Source organism: Streptomyces sp. TSRI0107 (assembly GCF_001905845.1).
In the GTDB taxonomy this organism is placed as follows: domain Bacteria; phylum Actinomycetota; class Actinomycetes; order Streptomycetales; family Streptomycetaceae; genus Streptomyces.
In genome coordinates this window covers 102,589-119,732 of the sequence record NZ_LIVZ01000005.1, presented here as the reverse complement: position 1 = coordinate 119,732, position 17,144 = coordinate 102,589, and the positions used below count along the sequence as shown (strand labels likewise).

9 protein-coding genes are annotated in these 17,144 nt (G+C 71.8%); 6 read left to right on the top strand and 3 right to left on the bottom strand.

Annotation, left to right across the window (positions count from 1 at the left end):
• The first annotated feature begins 2 nt into the window (after positions 1-2).
• A complete protein-coding gene (gene lon, locus AMK31_RS14310) occupies positions 3-2,426 on the top strand; it encodes an endopeptidase La (RefSeq protein ID WP_073940885.1) in 2,424 nt (807 codons plus the stop codon).
• A gap of 69 nt (positions 2,427-2,495) precedes the next feature.
• On the opposite strand, the gene AMK31_RS14305 is transcribed toward lon, so the two are convergent.
• Positions 2,496-3,317 carry a lysozyme gene (locus AMK31_RS14305; RefSeq protein ID WP_073940884.1) on the bottom strand — a complete coding sequence of 274 codons (822 nt, stop codon included), beginning with the start codon at positions 3,315-3,317 and terminating at the stop codon, positions 2,496-2,498.
• Between the two features lie 253 nt (positions 3,318-3,570).
• On the opposite strand from AMK31_RS14305, the gene AMK31_RS14300 reads away from it, so the two are divergent.
• From AMK31_RS14300 to AMK31_RS14280, 5 genes are all read left to right on the top strand, one after another.
• Positions 3,571-4,062, top strand: coding sequence for a MarR family winged helix-turn-helix transcriptional regulator (locus AMK31_RS14300; RefSeq protein WP_073940883.1), 492 nt, complete (start codon positions 3,571-3,573; stop codon positions 4,060-4,062).
• Between the two features lie 76 nt (positions 4,063-4,138).
• Positions 4,139-4,816 carry a spermidine synthase gene (locus tag AMK31_RS14295; RefSeq protein ID WP_073940882.1) on the top strand — a complete coding sequence of 226 codons (678 nt, stop codon included), beginning with the start codon at positions 4,139-4,141 and terminating at the stop codon, positions 4,814-4,816.
• Between the two features lie 123 nt (positions 4,817-4,939).
• The gene (locus tag AMK31_RS14290; protein WP_073940881.1) at positions 4,940-5,680 is read left to right on the top strand and encodes a response regulator transcription factor; all 741 of its coding nucleotides are present in this window, start codon (positions 4,940-4,942) and stop codon (positions 5,678-5,680) included.
• Positions 5,677-6,786: a sensor histidine kinase gene (locus tag AMK31_RS14285; protein ID WP_073940880.1), complete on the top strand. Its 1,110-nt coding sequence runs from the start codon at positions 5,677-5,679 to the stop codon at positions 6,784-6,786. The genes AMK31_RS14290 and AMK31_RS14285 overlap by 4 nt, the downstream gene beginning before the upstream one ends.
• A gap of 291 nt (positions 6,787-7,077) precedes the next feature.
• Positions 7,078-10,902: a multifunctional oxoglutarate decarboxylase/oxoglutarate dehydrogenase thiamine pyrophosphate-binding subunit/dihydrolipoyllysine-residue succinyltransferase subunit gene (locus tag AMK31_RS14280; RefSeq protein WP_073940879.1), complete on the top strand. Its 3,825-nt coding sequence runs from the start codon at positions 7,078-7,080 to the stop codon at positions 10,900-10,902.
• A 78-nt stretch (positions 10,903-10,980) separates the two neighbouring features.
• On the opposite strand, the gene fxsT is transcribed toward AMK31_RS14280, so the two are convergent.
• Complete coding sequence (gene fxsT / locus AMK31_RS41510) at positions 10,981-16,092, bottom strand: FxSxx-COOH system tetratricopeptide repeat protein (RefSeq protein ID WP_241842650.1); 5,112 nt, start codon at positions 16,090-16,092, stop codon at positions 10,981-10,983.
• Positions 16,092-17,123 (bottom strand): AAA family ATPase, encoded by a 1,032-nt coding sequence (locus AMK31_RS14270; RefSeq protein ID WP_073940878.1) that lies wholly within the window; start codon positions 17,121-17,123, stop codon positions 16,092-16,094. Before AMK31_RS14270 ends, fxsT begins: the two co-directional genes overlap by 1 nt.
• Positions 17,124-17,144 lie beyond the last annotated feature (21 nt).

Below are 17,144 nucleotides of genomic sequence, written 5' to 3'. Positions count from 1 at the left end.
TCATGGCTGCTGAGTCCACGGCGTTCACACCGCTCACCCTGCCTGTGCTGCCGCTCGACGACGAGGTCGTGCTGCCCGGGATGGTGGTACCGCTGGACCTCAATGACACCGATGTACGGGCCGCGGTGGAGGCCGCCCAGGCCGCCGCACGGGCGGAACCGGGCAAGCCCAAGGTGCTCCTCGTGCCCCGCGTCGACGGGACCTACGCGAGCACCGGCGTCCTCGGCACCGTCGAGCAGGTCGGCCGGCTGGCCGACGGCGACCCGGGCGCCCTGATCCGCGGGCGCGGGCGGGTGCGGATCGGCGCCGGGACGACCGGGCCGGGCGCCGCGCTGTGGGTCGAGGGGACGCGGATCGACGAGAGCGTGCCCGAGCCGCTGCCGGGGCACGTCACCGACCTGGTCAAGGAGTACAAGGCCCTCGCCACCGCCTGGCTGAAGAAGCGCGGCGCCTGGCAGGTGGTCGACCGGGTGCAGGCCATCGACGACGTCTCCGCGCTCGCCGACAACTCCGGCTACTCCCCGTTCCTCACCACCGAGCAGAAGGTCGAGCTGCTGGAGACCGCCGACCCGGTCACCCGTCTGAAGCTCGCCACCCAGCAGCTGCGCGACCACCTCGCCGAGCAGGACGTCGCCGAGACCATCGCCAAGGACGTCCAGGAAGGCGTCGACAAGCAGCAGCGCGAGTTCCTGCTGCGCCGTCAGCTGGAGGCCGTCCGCAAGGAGCTGCGCGAGCTGAACGGCGAGAAGGAGGGTGAGGAGTCCGACGACTACCGCGCCCGCGTCGAGGCCGCCGACCTGCCGGAGAAGGTGCGCGAGGCCGCCCTCAAGGAGGTCGACAAGCTGGAACGGGCGAGCGACCAGTCGCCCGAGGGCTCCTGGATCCGCACCTGGCTGGACACCGTCCTCGAACTGCCGTGGAACGAACGGACCGAGGACGCCTACGACATCCAGGGCGCCAAGGCCGTCCTCGACGCCGAACACGCCGGCCTGGAGGACGTCAAGGAGCGCATCACCGAGTACCTCGCGGTGCGCAAGCGCCGCAGCGACCGCGGCCTCGGCGTCGTCGGCGGGCGGCGCGGCGGTGCCGTGCTGGCCCTGGTCGGCCCGCCCGGCGTGGGCAAGACCAGCCTCGGCGAGTCCGTCGCCCACGCCATGGGCCGCAAGTTCGTCCGGGTCGCCCTCGGCGGCGTCCGCGACGAGGCGGAGATCCGCGGCCACCGCCGTACGTACGTCGGCGCCCTGCCCGGCCGGATCGTGCGGGCCGTCAAGGAAGCAGGGTCGATGAACCCGGTGGTGCTCCTGGACGAGATCGACAAGGTGGGCTCCGACTTCCGCGGCGACCCGGCCGCGGCGCTCCTCGAAGTCCTCGACCCCGCGCAGAACCACACCTTCCGCGACCACTACCTGGAGGTCGAACTCGACCTGTCGGACGTCGTCTTCCTGGCCACGGCCAACGTCCTGGAGGCCATCCCGGAGGCGCTGCTCGACCGCATGGAGCTGGTCCGGCTCGACGGCTACACCGAGGACGAGAAGGTCGTCATCGCCCGCGACCACCTGGTCCCGCGCCAGCTGGAGCGCACCGGGCTCGGCGCGGACGAGGTGACCATCGACGAGAGCGCGCTGCGCAAGCTCGCCGGCGAGTACACGCGCGAGGCGGGCGTGCGCACCCTGGAGCGGTCGGTCGCGCGACTGCTGCGCAAGGTCGCCGCCCAGCACGAACTGGGCGAGCGGGAGCTGCCGTTCACCATCACGGACGCGGACCTGCGCGATCTGATCGGCCGCCCGCACCACGTGCCCGAGTCCGCGCAGGACCCGGCGGAGCGGCGCACCTCCGTGCCGGGCGTGGCCACCGGCCTGGCGGTGACGGGCGCCGGCGGCGACGTGCTCTACGTGGAGGCGTCGCTGGCCGACCCGGAGACGGGCGCGGCGGGCCTGACCCTCACCGGCCAGCTGGGCGACGTGATGAAGGAGAGCGCGCAGATCGCCCTGTCCTTCCTGCGCTCCCACGGCGCCGAGCTGGAACTCCCGGTCGCCGACCTGAAGGACCGCGGCGTGCACATCCACTTCCCCGCGGGCGCGGTCCCGAAGGACGGCCCCAGCGCCGGCATCACGATGACGACCGCCCTGGCGTCCCTCCTGTCGGGCCGCCTGGTCCGCACGGACGTGGCCATGACCGGCGAGGTCTCCCTGACCGGCCGCGTCCTGCCCATCGGCGGCGTGAAGCAGAAGCTGCTCGCCGCGCACCGCGCGGGCGTCACCACGGTGATCATCCCGAAGCGCAACGAGCCCGACCTCGACGACGTGCCCGCCGAGGTCCTGGACAAGCTCGACGTCCACACCGTCACCGACGTCCGCCAGGTCCTGGAGCTGGCCCTCACCCCCGCGACGAACACCGCGGAGCCCAGGGTCCCGGCGGCGGCGTGACGGACGCCTCCGGATGAACGAAGGCCCGGGTCCCGTGAGGGAGGCCCGGGCCTTCGCCGTACGACGGGATCAGCCGTTGGCCAGGGCCTGCACCCGGTCCAGCCCCCCGTTGAACCAGTTGTGGTCACCCACGGTCGGGCCGGTGGAGGTGTACTGCCACATCGTGTGGTACGCCCATCCTGCCGGCAGCTCCCCCACCGTCGACGCGTACCGCGCGATCCACAGCGGGTTGTACTGGGCGAAGCCGGCGTAGTTGCCGGTGCACTGCTTCCACCAGCTGGTGGCGGTGTAGATGACGGCGTCGCGGCCCGTGCGGGCCTTGTAGGTGTTCAGGAAGTCGCGGATCCAGGAGACCATCGCGGTCTGGGACTTGCCGTAGCAGGCGGCGCCGTAGGGGTTCCACTCGATGTCGAGGGCGCCGGGGAGGGTCCTGCCGTCGCGGGACCAGCCGCCGCCGTTGTCGACGAAGTAGTTGGCCTGGGCGGCGCCGCTGGTGGTGTCCGGGGTGGCGAAGTGGTACGAGCCGCGGATCATGCCCACGTTGTACGAGCCGTTGTACTGCTGCGCGAAGTACGGGTTCTTGTAGTACGTGCCTTCCGTGGCCTTCACGTAGGCCCACTTCACGCCGCTGTTCCAGAGCGTCGTCCAGGCGACGTTGCCCTGGTGGCTGCTGACGTCCACGCCCTCGGTCTGGGTGGCGTCACCGGGCGTGGGAGTGCCGTGCACGCCGTCGTGGGCCGGTACTCCCATGCCCATGTAGGCGGTGCCCCGGGTGGGCACGTCGGCGGCGGACGCGGGGAGGGTGAGGAGGAGGGAGAAGGCGGCGAGCAGGGTCCCTGCGACGGTCAGGCGGCGTCGGCGTCGGGTCGTTCGGGATCTGTGCACGGGCATGACGTGCCTCCGAAGACTGAAGACTCGATGGTGCTCGGTGGGGGGAACACGGTGAGCGGGTGCCGGCGGATTCCTACTGGCGTGAGCATGCCAGTAGTTGCCTGGTAAAGAAGCTACGCACGTAGAAGTGCGGGAGGGAAGAGGGGCCGGTTGCCGCCGTTGGTCTAAGCCTGCGAAATACTGGCGGAGCTGCGGCGATGACGGTCTTTGGCAGGAACTTTCACGAGCGGGAAACCGGATCAGGGGTGCTGACGTGCACGAGGACGCAAACGGCGGCGGACACAGAGGCGAATCCGAGGCGTCGCCGAGTGGTGTGGACCAGGAGTATCTCGCGCTGGAACGCGAGTTGACGGTGCTGCTGCGCCGGGCCCGCGCCAACCAGGGCGAGATGGCCCGCCAGGTGCACCCCGATCTGGAGTCGGCGGCGTACGGCCTGCTGGTCCGGCTGGACGAGTGCGGCCGGCAGCGGGCCACCGAACTGGCCGCCTACATCGGCGTCGGCAAGGCCACCATGTCGCGCCAGCTGCGCGCGCTGGAGGACCTGGGCCTGGTGGCCCGCGAGCCGGACCCCGCCGACGGCCGCGCCTGGCTCGTCCAGCTCACGGAGGAGGGCCGCGGCCGGGTGCAGCGGGTCCGCGAGGCCCGGCGCGGCCGGTACGTCAGCCAGCTGGCCCACTGGGACCGCCGCGAGGTGGCGGAACTGGCCCGGCTGCTGCACCAGCTCAACCGGCAGATGGAGAAGTAGTCCAGCGCTCACCTCGCCGGGGCGAGACCTCGGTAATTCGGGGCGCGGCCCGGTGGACAGGTGCCAGGATGGTCGGATGCCCACCGCTTACGACATTCCCGAAGTCCTGGACCGTCGCGAGGGCCCCTACGGCGAGGTCGTGCTGCGCCGGCACGGCGATTTGCTGCAGATCATCGCCAACGGCTGCTTCCTGATGGACACCTCCGACGGCCGTTCGGAGCGGCGGCTCGTGGACGCGGCGCTCGCCGCGCTCGACGGGCGTCCGGCGCCGCGCGTGCTGATCGGCGGCCTGGGAGTCGGCTTCTCGCTCGCACACGCCGCCGCGAACGCCCGCTGGGGACGCATCACGGTGGTGGAGCGCGAGCCCGCCGTCATCGACTGGCACCGCCGCGGCCCCCTCGCCGAGCTGTCCCGCGAGGCGCTGGCCGATCCCCGCGCCGAGGTCGTCGAGGCCGACCTGGTCCGCTTCGTCAATGAGACATCCGCCACGTACGACGCCCTGTGCCTGGACATCGACAACGGGCCCGGCTGGACCGTCACCGAGGGCAACGACGGGCTGTACGGGCCGGCCGGACTGGCAAGCTGCGCAAGGGTGTTGAGCCCCGGCGGGGTGCTGGCGGTGTGGTCCGCGCAGCCGTCCCCGGATTTCGAAGAAACCTTGTGGAATGCCGGATTCCAGCATGTGCGTACCGAAGAGATCCCCGTTGCCCGGGGCGTTCCGGACGTCGTGCACCTCGGCGTCCGACCTGGATAGCAAAGGCGCGGTGACTCCCCGTACTCTGCTTCCCTGACGCGGATCATTCAAGCGTCAATCGCAGTCATGCGCAGACAAGGGATCACCCCACTGATTCCGGAAAGCACACTCTTGGGGCGGGCGATGGAGCAGACACAGACCTCCCACAACGGCACGGCGACGACCACCCCGGGTGCACAGCGCCGGGTCCTGGTGGTCGAGGACGACGCGACGATCGTCGACGCCATCGCGGCCCGCCTGCGCGCCGAGGGATTCCTGGTGCAAACGGCCGGCGACGGTCCGGCGGCGGTCGACACGGCGGAGGCCTGGCAGCCCGACCTGCTGATCCTCGACATCATGCTGCCGGGCTTCGACGGTCTGGAGGTGTGCCGCCGGGTGCAGGCCCAGCGGCCCGTCCCGGTCCTGATGCTCACCGCGCGCGACGACGAGACCGACATGCTGGTCGGGCTCGGCGTGGGCGCCGACGACTACATGACCAAGCCGTTCTCCATGCGGGAGCTGGCGGCCCGGGTGCACGTGCTGCTGCGCCGGGTCGAGCGGGCCGCGCTGGCCGCCTCCACGCCGCGCAGCGGCATCCTGCGGCTCGGCGAGCTGGAGATCGACCACGCGCAGCGCCGGGTGCGGGTGAAGTCGGAGGACGTCCATCTGACGCCCACCGAGTTCGACCTGCTGGTGTGCCTGGCGAACACCCCGCGCGCGGTGCTCTCCCGTGAGCAGCTGCTCGCCGAGGTGTGGGACTGGGCGGACGCCTCCGGCACCCGCACGGTCGACAGCCACATCAAGGCGCTGCGCCGGAAGATCGGCGCCGAGCGGATCCGCACGGTGCACGGCGTGGGCTACGCCCTGGAGACGCCGACGCCATGAGCGACGGGCGGAGAGCCGCACGGAGGAGCCCCGGCGAGCCCTGGGGCGGCGTACGCCCGTTCTCGATCAAGACCAAGCTGGGCGCGCTGGTCGTCATCTCGGTGCTGATCACGACGGGCCTGTCGGTGATAGCGGTGCACACGAAGACCGAGCTCCGCTTCATCACGGTCTTCTCGATGATCGCCACGCTGCTGATCACCCAGTTCGTGGCGCACTCGCTGACCGCCCCGCTGGACGAGATGAACCTGGTCGCCCGCTCGATCTCGCAGGGCGACTACACCCGCCGGGTGCGCGAGAACCGGCGGGACGAGCTGGGCGACCTGGCCGGGACGATCAACGTCATGGCCGACGAGCTGGAGGCGCAGGACCGCCAGCGCAAGGAGCTGGTCGCCAACGTCTCGCACGAGCTGCGCACCCCCATCGCGGGCCTGCGCGCGGTGCTGGAGAACATCGTCGACGGCGTCACCGAGGCCGACCCCGAGACCATGCGCACGGCGCTGAAGCAGACCGAGCGGCTGGGGCGGCTGGTGGAGACGCTGCTGGACCTGTCCCGGCTGGACAACGGCGTCGTACCGCTGAAGAAGCGGCGGTTCGAGGTGTGGCCGTACCTCTCGGGCGTGCTGAAGGAGGCCAACATGGTCGCCTCGGCGCGCGCGGGCATCGCCTCCGGCTCCGGCAGCCACACCCGCACCGACGTCCATCTGCACCTCGACGTCTCCCCGCCGGAGCTGACCGCGCACGCCGACCCGGAGCGCATCCACCAGGTGGTCGCCAACCTGATCGACAACGCGGTCAAGCACAGCCCGGCGCACGGCCGGGTGACGGTGAGGGCGCGGCGCGGGGCGCAGCCGGAGTCGCTGGAGCTGGAGGTGCTGGACGAGGGGCCGGGCATTCCGCGCTCGGAGTGGCACCGGGTCTTCGAGCGGTTCAACCGGGGCGCGGTCAGCCGGCCGCACGGCCCGGGCAGCGACGGCGGCACCGGCCTGGGTCTGGCGATCGCGCGCTGGGCCGTGGATCTGCACGGCGGGCGGATCGGGGTGGCCGAATCCGAGCGAGGTTGCCGGATTCTTATCACTCTTCCGGGACTGCCTTCCGTGCCAAGTTGACGTAAAGTTCGAACCGGAGCCGCAAGATCCACGGGCGTCCGCGCTGGCGGACACGTGTGATCAGGCAAGGGCCCGCGCGTGGTGCGCGCCGGGCCCGCGTCGGCGTACCCGTTGCGCCCCGTCACAAACCGAAACCTCGCTAGTTTCCCGCCATTATCAGGCCCGAAACACGGATTCCGATGTGACTTACACGACGATGAACGGGGCGGGCCTGACCTTCGCGGTCTTGGAGGCGTAGCCTTTATTCCCGCTGTCCATCACCTTGTGAAGCGGAAGAGGGCGGTTGCCGCCGTGTCGCCACAGTCCCCCAGTAACGCATCGAGCATCTCCACCGACGCAGACCAAGCGGGCAAGAACCCCGCTGCCGCGTTCGGTGCCAACGAGTGGCTCGTCGACGAGATCTATCAGCAGTACCTCCAGGACCCGAACTCAGTAGACCGCGCCTGGTGGGACTTCTTCGCCGATTACAAGCCGGGAGCCGCAGGCGCCTCGGCTCCGGCGGGTACCGCGGCCGCGGGGGCCGCGGAGACCACCCCCACGACTCAGACGCCGGCCGCGCCCGCGGCCCCGGCCGCTTCCGCCCCGGCCGTTCCGGCCCCGGCTCCGGCGGCCCCGAAGCCCGCCGCCGCGCCCGCTCCCGCCGCCCCGGCGGCTCCGGCCCCCAAGGCCGCTGCCCCGGCCCCGGCCAAGCCCGCCGCCGCCGCGAAGCCGAAGACCGCTCCGGCCGCCGCCGCGGCCGCGCCCGCGGAGGGTCCCGAGCTGATCACGCTGCGCGGCCCGGCCGCCGCGGTCGCGAAGAACATGAACGCCTCGCTGGAGCTGCCGACCGCCACCTCGGTCCGCGCGGTGCCGGTGAAGCTGCTCTTCGACAACCGCATCGTCATCAACAACCACCTGAAGCGCGCCCGGGGCGGGAAGATCTCCTTCACCCACCTCATCGGCTTCGCGATGGTGCAGGCCATCAAGGCCATGCCGTCGATGAACTGGTCGTTCGGCGAGAAGGACGGCAAGCCGACCCTGGTCAAGCCGCCGCACGTCAACCTCGGTCTCGCCATCGACCTGGTCAAGCCGAACGGTGACCGCCAGCTGGTCGTCGCGGCGATCAAGAAGGCCGAGACGCTGAACTTCTTCGAGTTCTGGCAGGCCTACGAGGACATCGTCCGCCGCGCCCGCGACGGCAAGCTGACGATGGACGACTTCACCGGCGTCACGGTCTCCCTGACCAACCCCGGCGGCCTCGGCACCGTCCACTCCGTGCCGCGTCTGATGCCGGGCCAGTCGGTGATCATGGGCGTCGGCTCCATGGACTACCCGGCGGAGTTCCAGGGCACCTCCCAGGACACCCTGAACAAGCTCGGCATCTCGAAGGTCATGACGCTCACGTCGACCTACGACCACCGGGTCATCCAGGGCGCCGCCTCCGGCGAGTTCCTCCGCCAGGTCGCCAACCTGCTGCTCGGCGAGAACGGCTTCTACGACGACATCTTCGAGGCGCTGCGCATCCCCTACGAGCCGGTCCGCTGGCTCAAGGACATCGACGCGTCCCACGACGACGACGTCACCAAGGCCGCCCGCGTCTTCGAACTGATCCACTCCTACCGGGTCCGCGGCCACGTCATGGCCGACACCGACCCGCTGGAGTACCAGCAGCGCAAGCACCCCGACCTGGACATCACCGAGCACGGGCTCACCCTGTGGGACCTGGAGCGCGAGTTCGCCGTCGGCGGCTTCGCCGGCAAGTCGATGATGAAGCTCCGCGACATCCTCGGCGTGCTCCGCGACTCGTACTGCCGCACCACCGGCATCGAGTTCATGCACATCCAGGACCCCAAGCAGCGCAAGTGGATCCAGGACCGCGTGGAGCGCCCGCACGCCAAGCCGGAGCGCGAGGAGCAGCTGCGCATCCTGCGCCGCCTGAACGCGGCGGAGGCCTTCGAGACCTTCCTGCAGACGAAGTACGTCGGCCAGAAGCGGTTCTCCCTGGAGGGCGGCGAGTCCGTCATCCCGCTGCTGGACGCGGTCCTGGACTCGGCCGCCGAGTCCCGCCTGGACGAGGTCGTCATCGGCATGGCCCACCGCGGCCGCCTGAACGTCCTCGCCAACATCGTCGGCAAGTCGTACGCCCAGATCTTCCGCGAGTTCGAGGGCAACCTCGACCCGAAGTCGATGCACGGCTCCGGCGACGTGAAGTACCACCTGGGCGCCGAGGGCACCTTCACCGGCCTCGACGGCGAGCAGATCAAGGTCTCCCTGGTCGCGAACCCCTCCCACCTGGAGGCCGTCGACCCGGTCCTGGAGGGCGTCGCCCGCGCCAAGCAGGACATCATCAACAAGGGCGGCACGGACTTCACCGTCCTGCCGGTGGCGATCCACGGCGACGCGGCCTTCGCGGGCCAGGGCGTGGTGGCCGAGACCCTGAACATGTCGCAGCTGCGCGGCTACCGCACCGGCGGCACGGTCCACATCGTCATCAACAACCAGGTCGGCTTCACCGCGGCCCCCGAGTCCTCGCGTTCCTCCATGTACGCGACGGACGTGGCCCGCATGATCGAGGCCCCGATCTTCCACGTGAACGGCGACGACCCCGAGGCCGTCGTCCGCGTGGCGCGACTCGCCTTCGAGTTCCGCCAGGCGTTCAACAAGGACGTGGTGATCGACCTCATCTGCTACCGCCGCCGCGGTCACAACGAGTCGGACAACCCGGCCTTCACCCAGCCGCTGATGTACGACCTGATCGACAAGAAGCGCTCGGTGCGCAAGCTGTACACCGAGTCCCTGATCGGTCGCGGCGACATCACCCTGGAAGAGGCCGAGCAGGCGCTGCAGGACTACCAGGGCCAGCTGGAGAAGGTCTTCACCGAGGTCCGCGAGGCCACCTCGCAGCCGGCCTCGGTCGAGACCCCGGACCCGCAGGCCGAGTTCCCGGTCGCCGTCAACACCGCGGTCACCACCGAGGTCGTCAAGCGGATCGCCGAGTCCCAGGTCAACATCCCCGACCACATCACCGTCCACCCGCGTCTGCTGCCGCAGCTGCAGCGCCGGGCGACGATGGTCGAGGACGGCACCATCGACTGGGGCATGGGCGAGACCCTCGCCGTCGGCTCCCTCCTGCTGGAGGGCGTCCCGGTCCGGCTCGCCGGCCAGGACTCGCAGCGCGGCACCTTCGGCCAGCGTCACGCGGTCATCATCGACCGCGAGACGGGCGAGGAGTACACGCCGCTGCAGTACCTCGCCGAGGAGCAGGCGCGCCTCAACGTCTACAACTCCCTGCTGTCCGAGTACGCGGCCATGGGCTTCGAGTACGGCTACTCGCTGGCCCGCCCGGACGCGCTCGTGATGTGGGAGGCGCAGTTCGGCGACTTCGTCAACGGCGCCCAGACGGTCGTGGACGAGTTCATCTCGTCGGCGGAGCAGAAGTGGGCCCAGACCTCCGGTGTGGTCCTGCTCCTCCCGCACGGCTACGAGGGCCAGGGCCCGGACCACTCGTCCGCCCGCCCGGAGCGCTTCCTCCAGCTGTGCGCGCAGAACAACATGACGGTCGCCATGCCGACCTCGCCGTCGAACTACTTCCACCTCCTGCGGTGGCAGGTGCACAACCCGCACCACAAGCCGCTGGTCGTCTTCACGCCGAAGTCGATGCTGCGCCTCAAGGCCGCCGCGTCGAAGGCGGAGGAGTTCACCACGGGCCAGTTCCGCCCGGTCATCGGTGACGCCTCGGTCGACCCGGCCGCGGTGAAGAAGGTCGTCTTCTGCGCCGGCAAGGTCTACTACGACCTCGAGGCCGAGCGGGTCAAGCGCGGCGTGACGGACACCGCGATCATCCGCATCGAGCGCCTGTACCCGCTGCCGGGTGCCGAGCTCCAGGCGGAGATCAAGAAGTACCCGAACGCCGAGAAGTACCTGTGGGCGCAGGAGGAGCCGGCGAACCAGGGTGCGTGGCCGTTCATCGCGCTCAACCTGATCGACCACCTGGACCTGGCGGTCGGCGCGGACGTCCCGCACGGCGAGCGCCTGCGCCGCATCTCGCGTCCGCACTCCTCGTCCCCGGCCGTGGGTTCCGCGAAGCGGCACCAGGCGGAGCAGGAGCAGCTGGTGCGTGAGGTGTTCGAGGCGTAGGTCTCAGCGCCGCGGAAGGGCCCGGCCCCGAGTTCTCGTGACTCGGGGCCGGGCCCTTCCGTCATCCGCGGCATCCGGTCATCCGAGATCGGGTTCGAAGTCCCAGTAGGGACGCATCCGCTCGCGGACGGAGACGGTGTGGGAGTGCCGGGCGCCGAGGGTACGGGTCAGGCCGGCCACAGCGGCTTCCTCCAGCTTCGTGGCCTCCGTCTGCTCCCGGGCGGAACGCAGGTCCGCGGCGAGCGCCGCCATGCAGGACAGGGTGAGCGGATGGCTTTCACCGACGGTGCTCCGGGCCCGGTACAGGGTGTCCCGGCCCAGTTCCACCGCCTCCGTGACACGACCCGCCAGGTTGCGCCCGCCTGTGGTGTTCAGAGCACAGCCCAGCACCCACGGGTGATCCGGGCCGAGGGCGCTGGTGAGGCCGGCCAGCGCCTCCTCGAACATCGACAGGGCCTCGGCGGTGGCGCCCACCACCCGCATGACCAGCCCGACGTTGCTCAGCATGCCGGCGGCCACGGGGTGAGCGGGCCCGAGCAGGGCGCGGTAGCCGGTCTCGGCCTCGCCGACGAGGTCACGAGCCTGGCCGAGGTCGCCGTACACGCGCAGGTAGTTGGCGTAGAGGGTGATGCCGGCGAGGGTGCGGTGGTGCTCACGGCCGTGGACCCGGGCCAGCTCGTCGACCAGGGCGGCCATCGTGCCGCCCACCTGCCCGGCCTCCCCGCCCTCCCGGCGCCGGCACAGCAGGAGCTCGCCGAGGGCCGCGAGTGTCTGCGGATGCCGGGGGCCGAGCACCTGCTGGTGCAGGCGGACGAGCGGCTCCTGCCGGGCGAGCGCTTCCCGGTAGTCGCCCAGCAGACGCAGGTCGTGGCTCAGGGCGTTGCCGCTGCCGAGCGTGTCGATGTGCCGGGGGCGCAGGACGCGCTCCCGGCGCCGGAGTGTTTCGAGGTCGAGTTCCCTCGCCTCGTTGTACCGGCCCAGGAGTCGCAGACCGGCAGCGGCCTCGTGACGGGCCGCGAGCGTGCCGCGGGCGTCCGGGGCGAGCAGCAGTTCGGCGCTCTCCAGGACCTCCCTGTGGACGTCGTAGGCCGCTTGGTACCTCCCGAGATGATGCATGCTCTTGGCCATCTCGCCCTTGACGCCGACCTCGCTCAGCGGGTTGCGGGACGCGGTGGCCGGGATCCTCTTCAGGACGCGGCGGGTCCGGTCGTACGCCTCCTGGAAGCGGCCGGTCAGTCTCAGCAGCACGCTCTCCTCGATGGTCAGGGCGAGCATGAACCGGTCCAGTGGGTCCATGGTCCGGGACCAGTGGTCACGGATGCGCGCGGCGAGTTCCAGACCGCTGTCGTACTTCCCGCTGCTCCGGCAGTAGTTCAGGCAGTTGAGCGCCGTCTCCCTGTCCCCTGACCGGTCGCCGCCGAGGATCCCGGAGGGCTCCAGGTGGGGCAGCAGGCAGGCGTATCGGGGCCAGCTCCTGCTGTCCTGCGGGCTGCCGGGGTCGGCGTGCGTGAGAAGAGCACGTACGGCCGGGCGATGAGTGGCGTCGAGGCTGTACCCGTCGGCCAGCCTGGACACGATGTCGTGCACGAGCCGGGGCATGGTCACCGACTCCTCGTGCTCGGGGGACTCACGGGTGACCACCGAGTAGTCGATCAGCGTCTGAAGTGCGCGCTCCCAGGCCGGCCGGTCGGTGACCATCCAGCGCAGCTCCCTGGGAAGGACATCCGGCGGACACTCACGGACGAGGCCGAGAGGGATGCGGCCGGGTGCGAAGGACACGCACAGGCTGAGGAGGTCGAGGGCCTGGGGCTGAGTCCGGCGGAGGCGGTTGAGCAGGATCGACCAGGACGTCAGAGAGGAAGTCTCGAACGGCTCTCCGGTGGCGGGGTCCGCCGAGGCGGGCAACCCGCCCTCGCGGACCGTCCGCAGATACTCGGAGGCCTCCATGCCGGACTCCCCCAGCCAGGAGGCGGCGTGCGCCACGGGCAGCGGTACGTCGTCGAAGAGCGCGGCGATGTCGTTCGCCTGGTCCGCGGTGATGTGCGGCGCCCCGCGCATCAGGTGGGCGACGGACTCGGCGCGCTGGAAGGGCGGCACCTCCAGAAGGTCGGTATAGCGGTCCCAGCCCCGGGTTCGTGAGGTGACCAGGACATGGCCCGGGCCGTGCGGGAGCAGGGCCTGGACCGCATCGGCGTCGTCGCAGCCGTCGAAGATCACCAACCAGTCGGCGTACGGCTCGCCCCGCCGCAGTGCCTCCAGCACCGCGCTGACGCGCTCGCCGGGCCCCCCGCCCCCGACGCGTACGCCGAGGTGCGCGGCGACTTCGCCGAGCCGGTCGCGCAGGAGACCGGTGTTCTCCGAGTCGACCCACCACACCAGGTCGTACTCGGGGCCGAAACGGTGGGCGTACTCGACGGCGAGCTGTGTCTTGCCGATGCCGGGCATGCCGACCAGGGTGCAGGGGGCGGCTCGGCGCCGGTCGGAGAGGCGCTGGTGCATTTCCCCGAGGAGTGCGTCGCGGCCGGTGAAGCGCGGGTTGCGGCGCGGCACCTCACCCCAGACCTCGCCGGGAGTGGCCGGGTAGCGGACCAGGCTGGGACGCCGGCGTGAGACGGACGGGCGGTCGAGGCCGAGGCGGCGGCGCAGACGCTCCTCGGCGTCCGCCTCGCTCAGTCCCCACAGGCTCACCGGTTCCAGGACGGCGGTTGCCGGGGGGAGGGGCCGACGGGTGAGGGTGACGGCGGCGAAGCGTTCGGCGTGCTCGGCGACCAGCCCGCGCAGCACCCGGTCCCACTCCCCTTCCGGACGCGGGCCGCGGTCGAAGAACGACTCGTCGAGGACCAGCAGCACCTGCGCGTCGGACAGCAGCAGGTCGCGGAACGCGTCCTCCAGGGGAACGTCCCGTGGCGAGTCCCAGCGCCGGAGAACAGCCCGTCGGCCGTACCGCTCGACGGTCTGGGCGAGCCACGCCGCCCAGGCGCGTTGATGGCCGGCATGGACGACCAGGAACTCTCCACCGCGGGCCCGCGGGTCCGTGCCGGTCCGCAGGGGTTCGACCGCTAGCCGCTCCCGCGGAGGGGAGGGCCTCGGTCCGGGGAACTCGGGCGCGCTCCCGCTGGGCGTGTAGGTCTCGTGGGGCACACCGAGGCCGGTCAGCAAGAGCTGCCGGGCCGCCGTCTCGTCCTCGGCGCCGAAGAGGGGCAGGTCGCGCCCGAGACGGGTCCAGAGCGGGGGCTTGGCGACCCACACACGGACGGACCCGTTCGGGACGGCCCCTTTGGAACGGAGCTCGCCGCCCATCAGGACGATCACTCGTTCCCACGGACCTGCCTCCCGTGCGGCCACGCCGAGTTGTTCGTCGGTGGTGCACTCCAGCGTCGTCGCGTGATGCCCGCAGGACGTCAGGACGTGTGCGATCCATGGAGCCCATCGGCGGCCGGCCACGCCCCGGTGCAGGATCCGGAAGCCCTCCCTCACCGACGGCGGCGGGACCGGGGCGACGGTCTCTGTGACCGGCTGTGCGGTGGCCCGCGTGACCGTCTGTGCGGCGGTCCGCGTGCCCGTCTGCGCGGCGGTCTTCGCGCGGAACCTGCCCAGCACCAGCGCCGACACCTCGGCGAACGCGTCGGGCAGCGGTCCTTCTTCCCCTTCCGCTTCGGGTGGGGCTCCGTCGCCCGTCAGCTCCGCCAGTGCCAGCGCGGGGAAGTTCCGTACCTGCCGCCCGAAGCGCCGCTCGACGTACTCCCCGCAGTGCCGGAGCAGGAGCAGTGCCTCCCCACGGGGCAGCAGCCGCAGCAGTTCCTCGCGCACGCCCGGCGCGAACGTGTACCACCCTTCCTCCTCGGCCCGGACGATCAGCCCGCTGAGCAGGGTTTCGGCCAGCACTGACGGCCCGCTGCGCGGCTGCGTGGCGCGCTGGACGAGCTGCATCACGGGCAAGGTCAGCGGTACGGCGGAGAGGGAGACTGCGAGGGAGACCGCCTGCCGGGACGCTGTGCGGCGGAAGGCGCCGACCAGCTCCGCCCCCGTGCCGGCCGAGGAGCGCGCGAGGCGCGGCGGGGCCGCCGGGTGGTCGGCGTGCACCCACGCCGCGGCGGCCGGCAGGGAGAGGCCGGTGCCCCCGGACAGGAGGCGGGCCCAGGTGCCGAGCGCGGTGCGGGTGGGGGCGAGGACCGGGACCGGCAGCGCGTCCTCGCGCGACGGCCCCTCGACGGCCCGGAAGTCGAGGCGCGCGCCGAGCCCTTCGAGCCGTCTGAGGGTGCCGGGGCGCGGGGGCAGATGGGTGCGCCGCCACAGCCGCTGGGGCAGCGGCTGCACGACCGCGACGGGGGCGGCGAGCGCCCAGTGGTGCAGCAGTTCCTGCATCGCGCCCGACCTCCACAGCGGTCCCGCGCAGTCGCTGAGCACGAGGGTCAGCTGCCGTCCGGTCGGGTCGCGGAGTTGCTCGGCGGCCCGCACCGCTCCGGCCGCCGGGTCGCGGGAGAGGGACGTGACCAGGCGGGCGCCGGCGCCCTCGTGGACGTAGCGCACCGACACCTCGCGGAAGGCGCCGAGGCCGGCGGCGATCTGCCGCAGCTCGTCCAGGAGTCCGTCCCAGACGGCCGTCGACGAGGACCCGTCCATCAGGAGCCGCAGCCGGGCCTCACGCCGGGCCGTGGCGCGCAGCACGGGCAGCAGCAGACCGGTCTCCGCGGCCTGTTCGGCGGTGGCCTGCTCGTCGATGCGGTCCGCGGGCATGCGCACCGGCGGACGGTAGCGCTGGAGGGGGCGCAGAGCGCGCTGGATGCGGAGCGGTTCCGGGAGCGCGGTCGCCATCGGTACCCGGACGCGCACGAAGGCCGGGCCGCCCCCGCCGGGGCCGGCCGCCTGTGTGTGCGACCGGTCGGCGTACAGGCGGGTGCGGTCGTCGGCGGCGGAGGGCGGGCGCGGGGGCTCGGGGTCCGGTGGCACCGGCGGCGACTCCGGGTCCGGGAGGTCGGTGGCGGGCTCGGCCGCGTCGTCCGAGGGCGGTCCCGGGGCCTCGTCCCCGGTGGCGTCCGGTGCCGGCCGGGGCCCCTCGACATGACCGGCCAGCCACAGCGCCTCCGCCAGTTCGCGCGCGCTCGGCTCGGCCCCGGTCCGCACGCTCAGCCGTTCGGCCAGCTCGGCGATCGGTCCGAGGGCGGTGTGGCGTGCGGACGCCTCGGCCATCAGCGCGGCCTCTGCTCACCCTGGTCGAGGGGACGCATCAGCAGCTCGGCGAGACGCTGCCGGTCCGGTGCGCTGTCGCGTGCCGCCTCCTGGGTCAGGTAGATGGCGTTGAGGAGCTGGTCGGCGGCGCGCAGCGCACCTGGGCTGGACCGGAGGAAGTCACGGATCAGCGCGTCGTGGGCGGCTGACGGGGCGTCTCCGAAGTGGGCGCGGACCATGGCCTCCAGGCGGGCGGCACCCCACTCGTCGTCGCGTGGCGAGGGCAGGTCGAGGTGGAGGCAGCGGCGCAGCAGCGGGGCGGGGAAGTCGCGTTCGCCGTTGCTGGTCATCACCACGACCGGGAAGGCCCGGCAGCGCACCCGGCCCTCCTCGACGAGGGCTCGCCCCCCGTCGTCGGTGAGGACCCGGACCTTGGGCTGCCTGCGGGCGACGCGCTGGAGCTCGGGGATGCGGAACTCGCCCTCCTCCAAGGCGTTGAGCAGGTCGTTGGGCAGGTCGATGTCGCTCTTGTCCAGCTCGTCCACCAGCAGCACGCGTGGGCGGGCGTACGGCAGCAGGGCCGTACCCAGCGGGCCCAGCCGCAGGTACTCGCCGATGTCCTCGGTGGCCTGCCCGCCTTGCTCCCTGGCCAGCTGCATGTCCTGGAGCCGGGCGATCGCGTCGTAGGCGTACAGGCCGTCACGCAGCGTCGTACGGCTGACGACCGGCCAGTGCAGCACCCTGCCGAGGCCGAGCTCGTGCGCCAGGGCATGGGCGAGCGTGGACTTGCCCGAGCCGGGGTCGCCGGTCACCAGCAGGGGGCGGCGCAGGTAGAGGGCCGCGTTGATCAGTTCCAGGTCCTCGGGGCGCCAGGCGATCGCGCCCAGTCCCCGGGTGCCCAGCCGCCGGGTCGACTCGGTCCCCAGGGGCGGCGTCTTCTTGATGACGGGCCCGCCGTCGAAGGCGCGCCACGGCGGCGGGTCCGGCAGCCGCGCGATGCCGTCGTGCGGCTCACCGGATCCCCGGTAGACGAGCCAGTCGGGGAGGGGCACGGAAGACTCCTTCGGACGCGA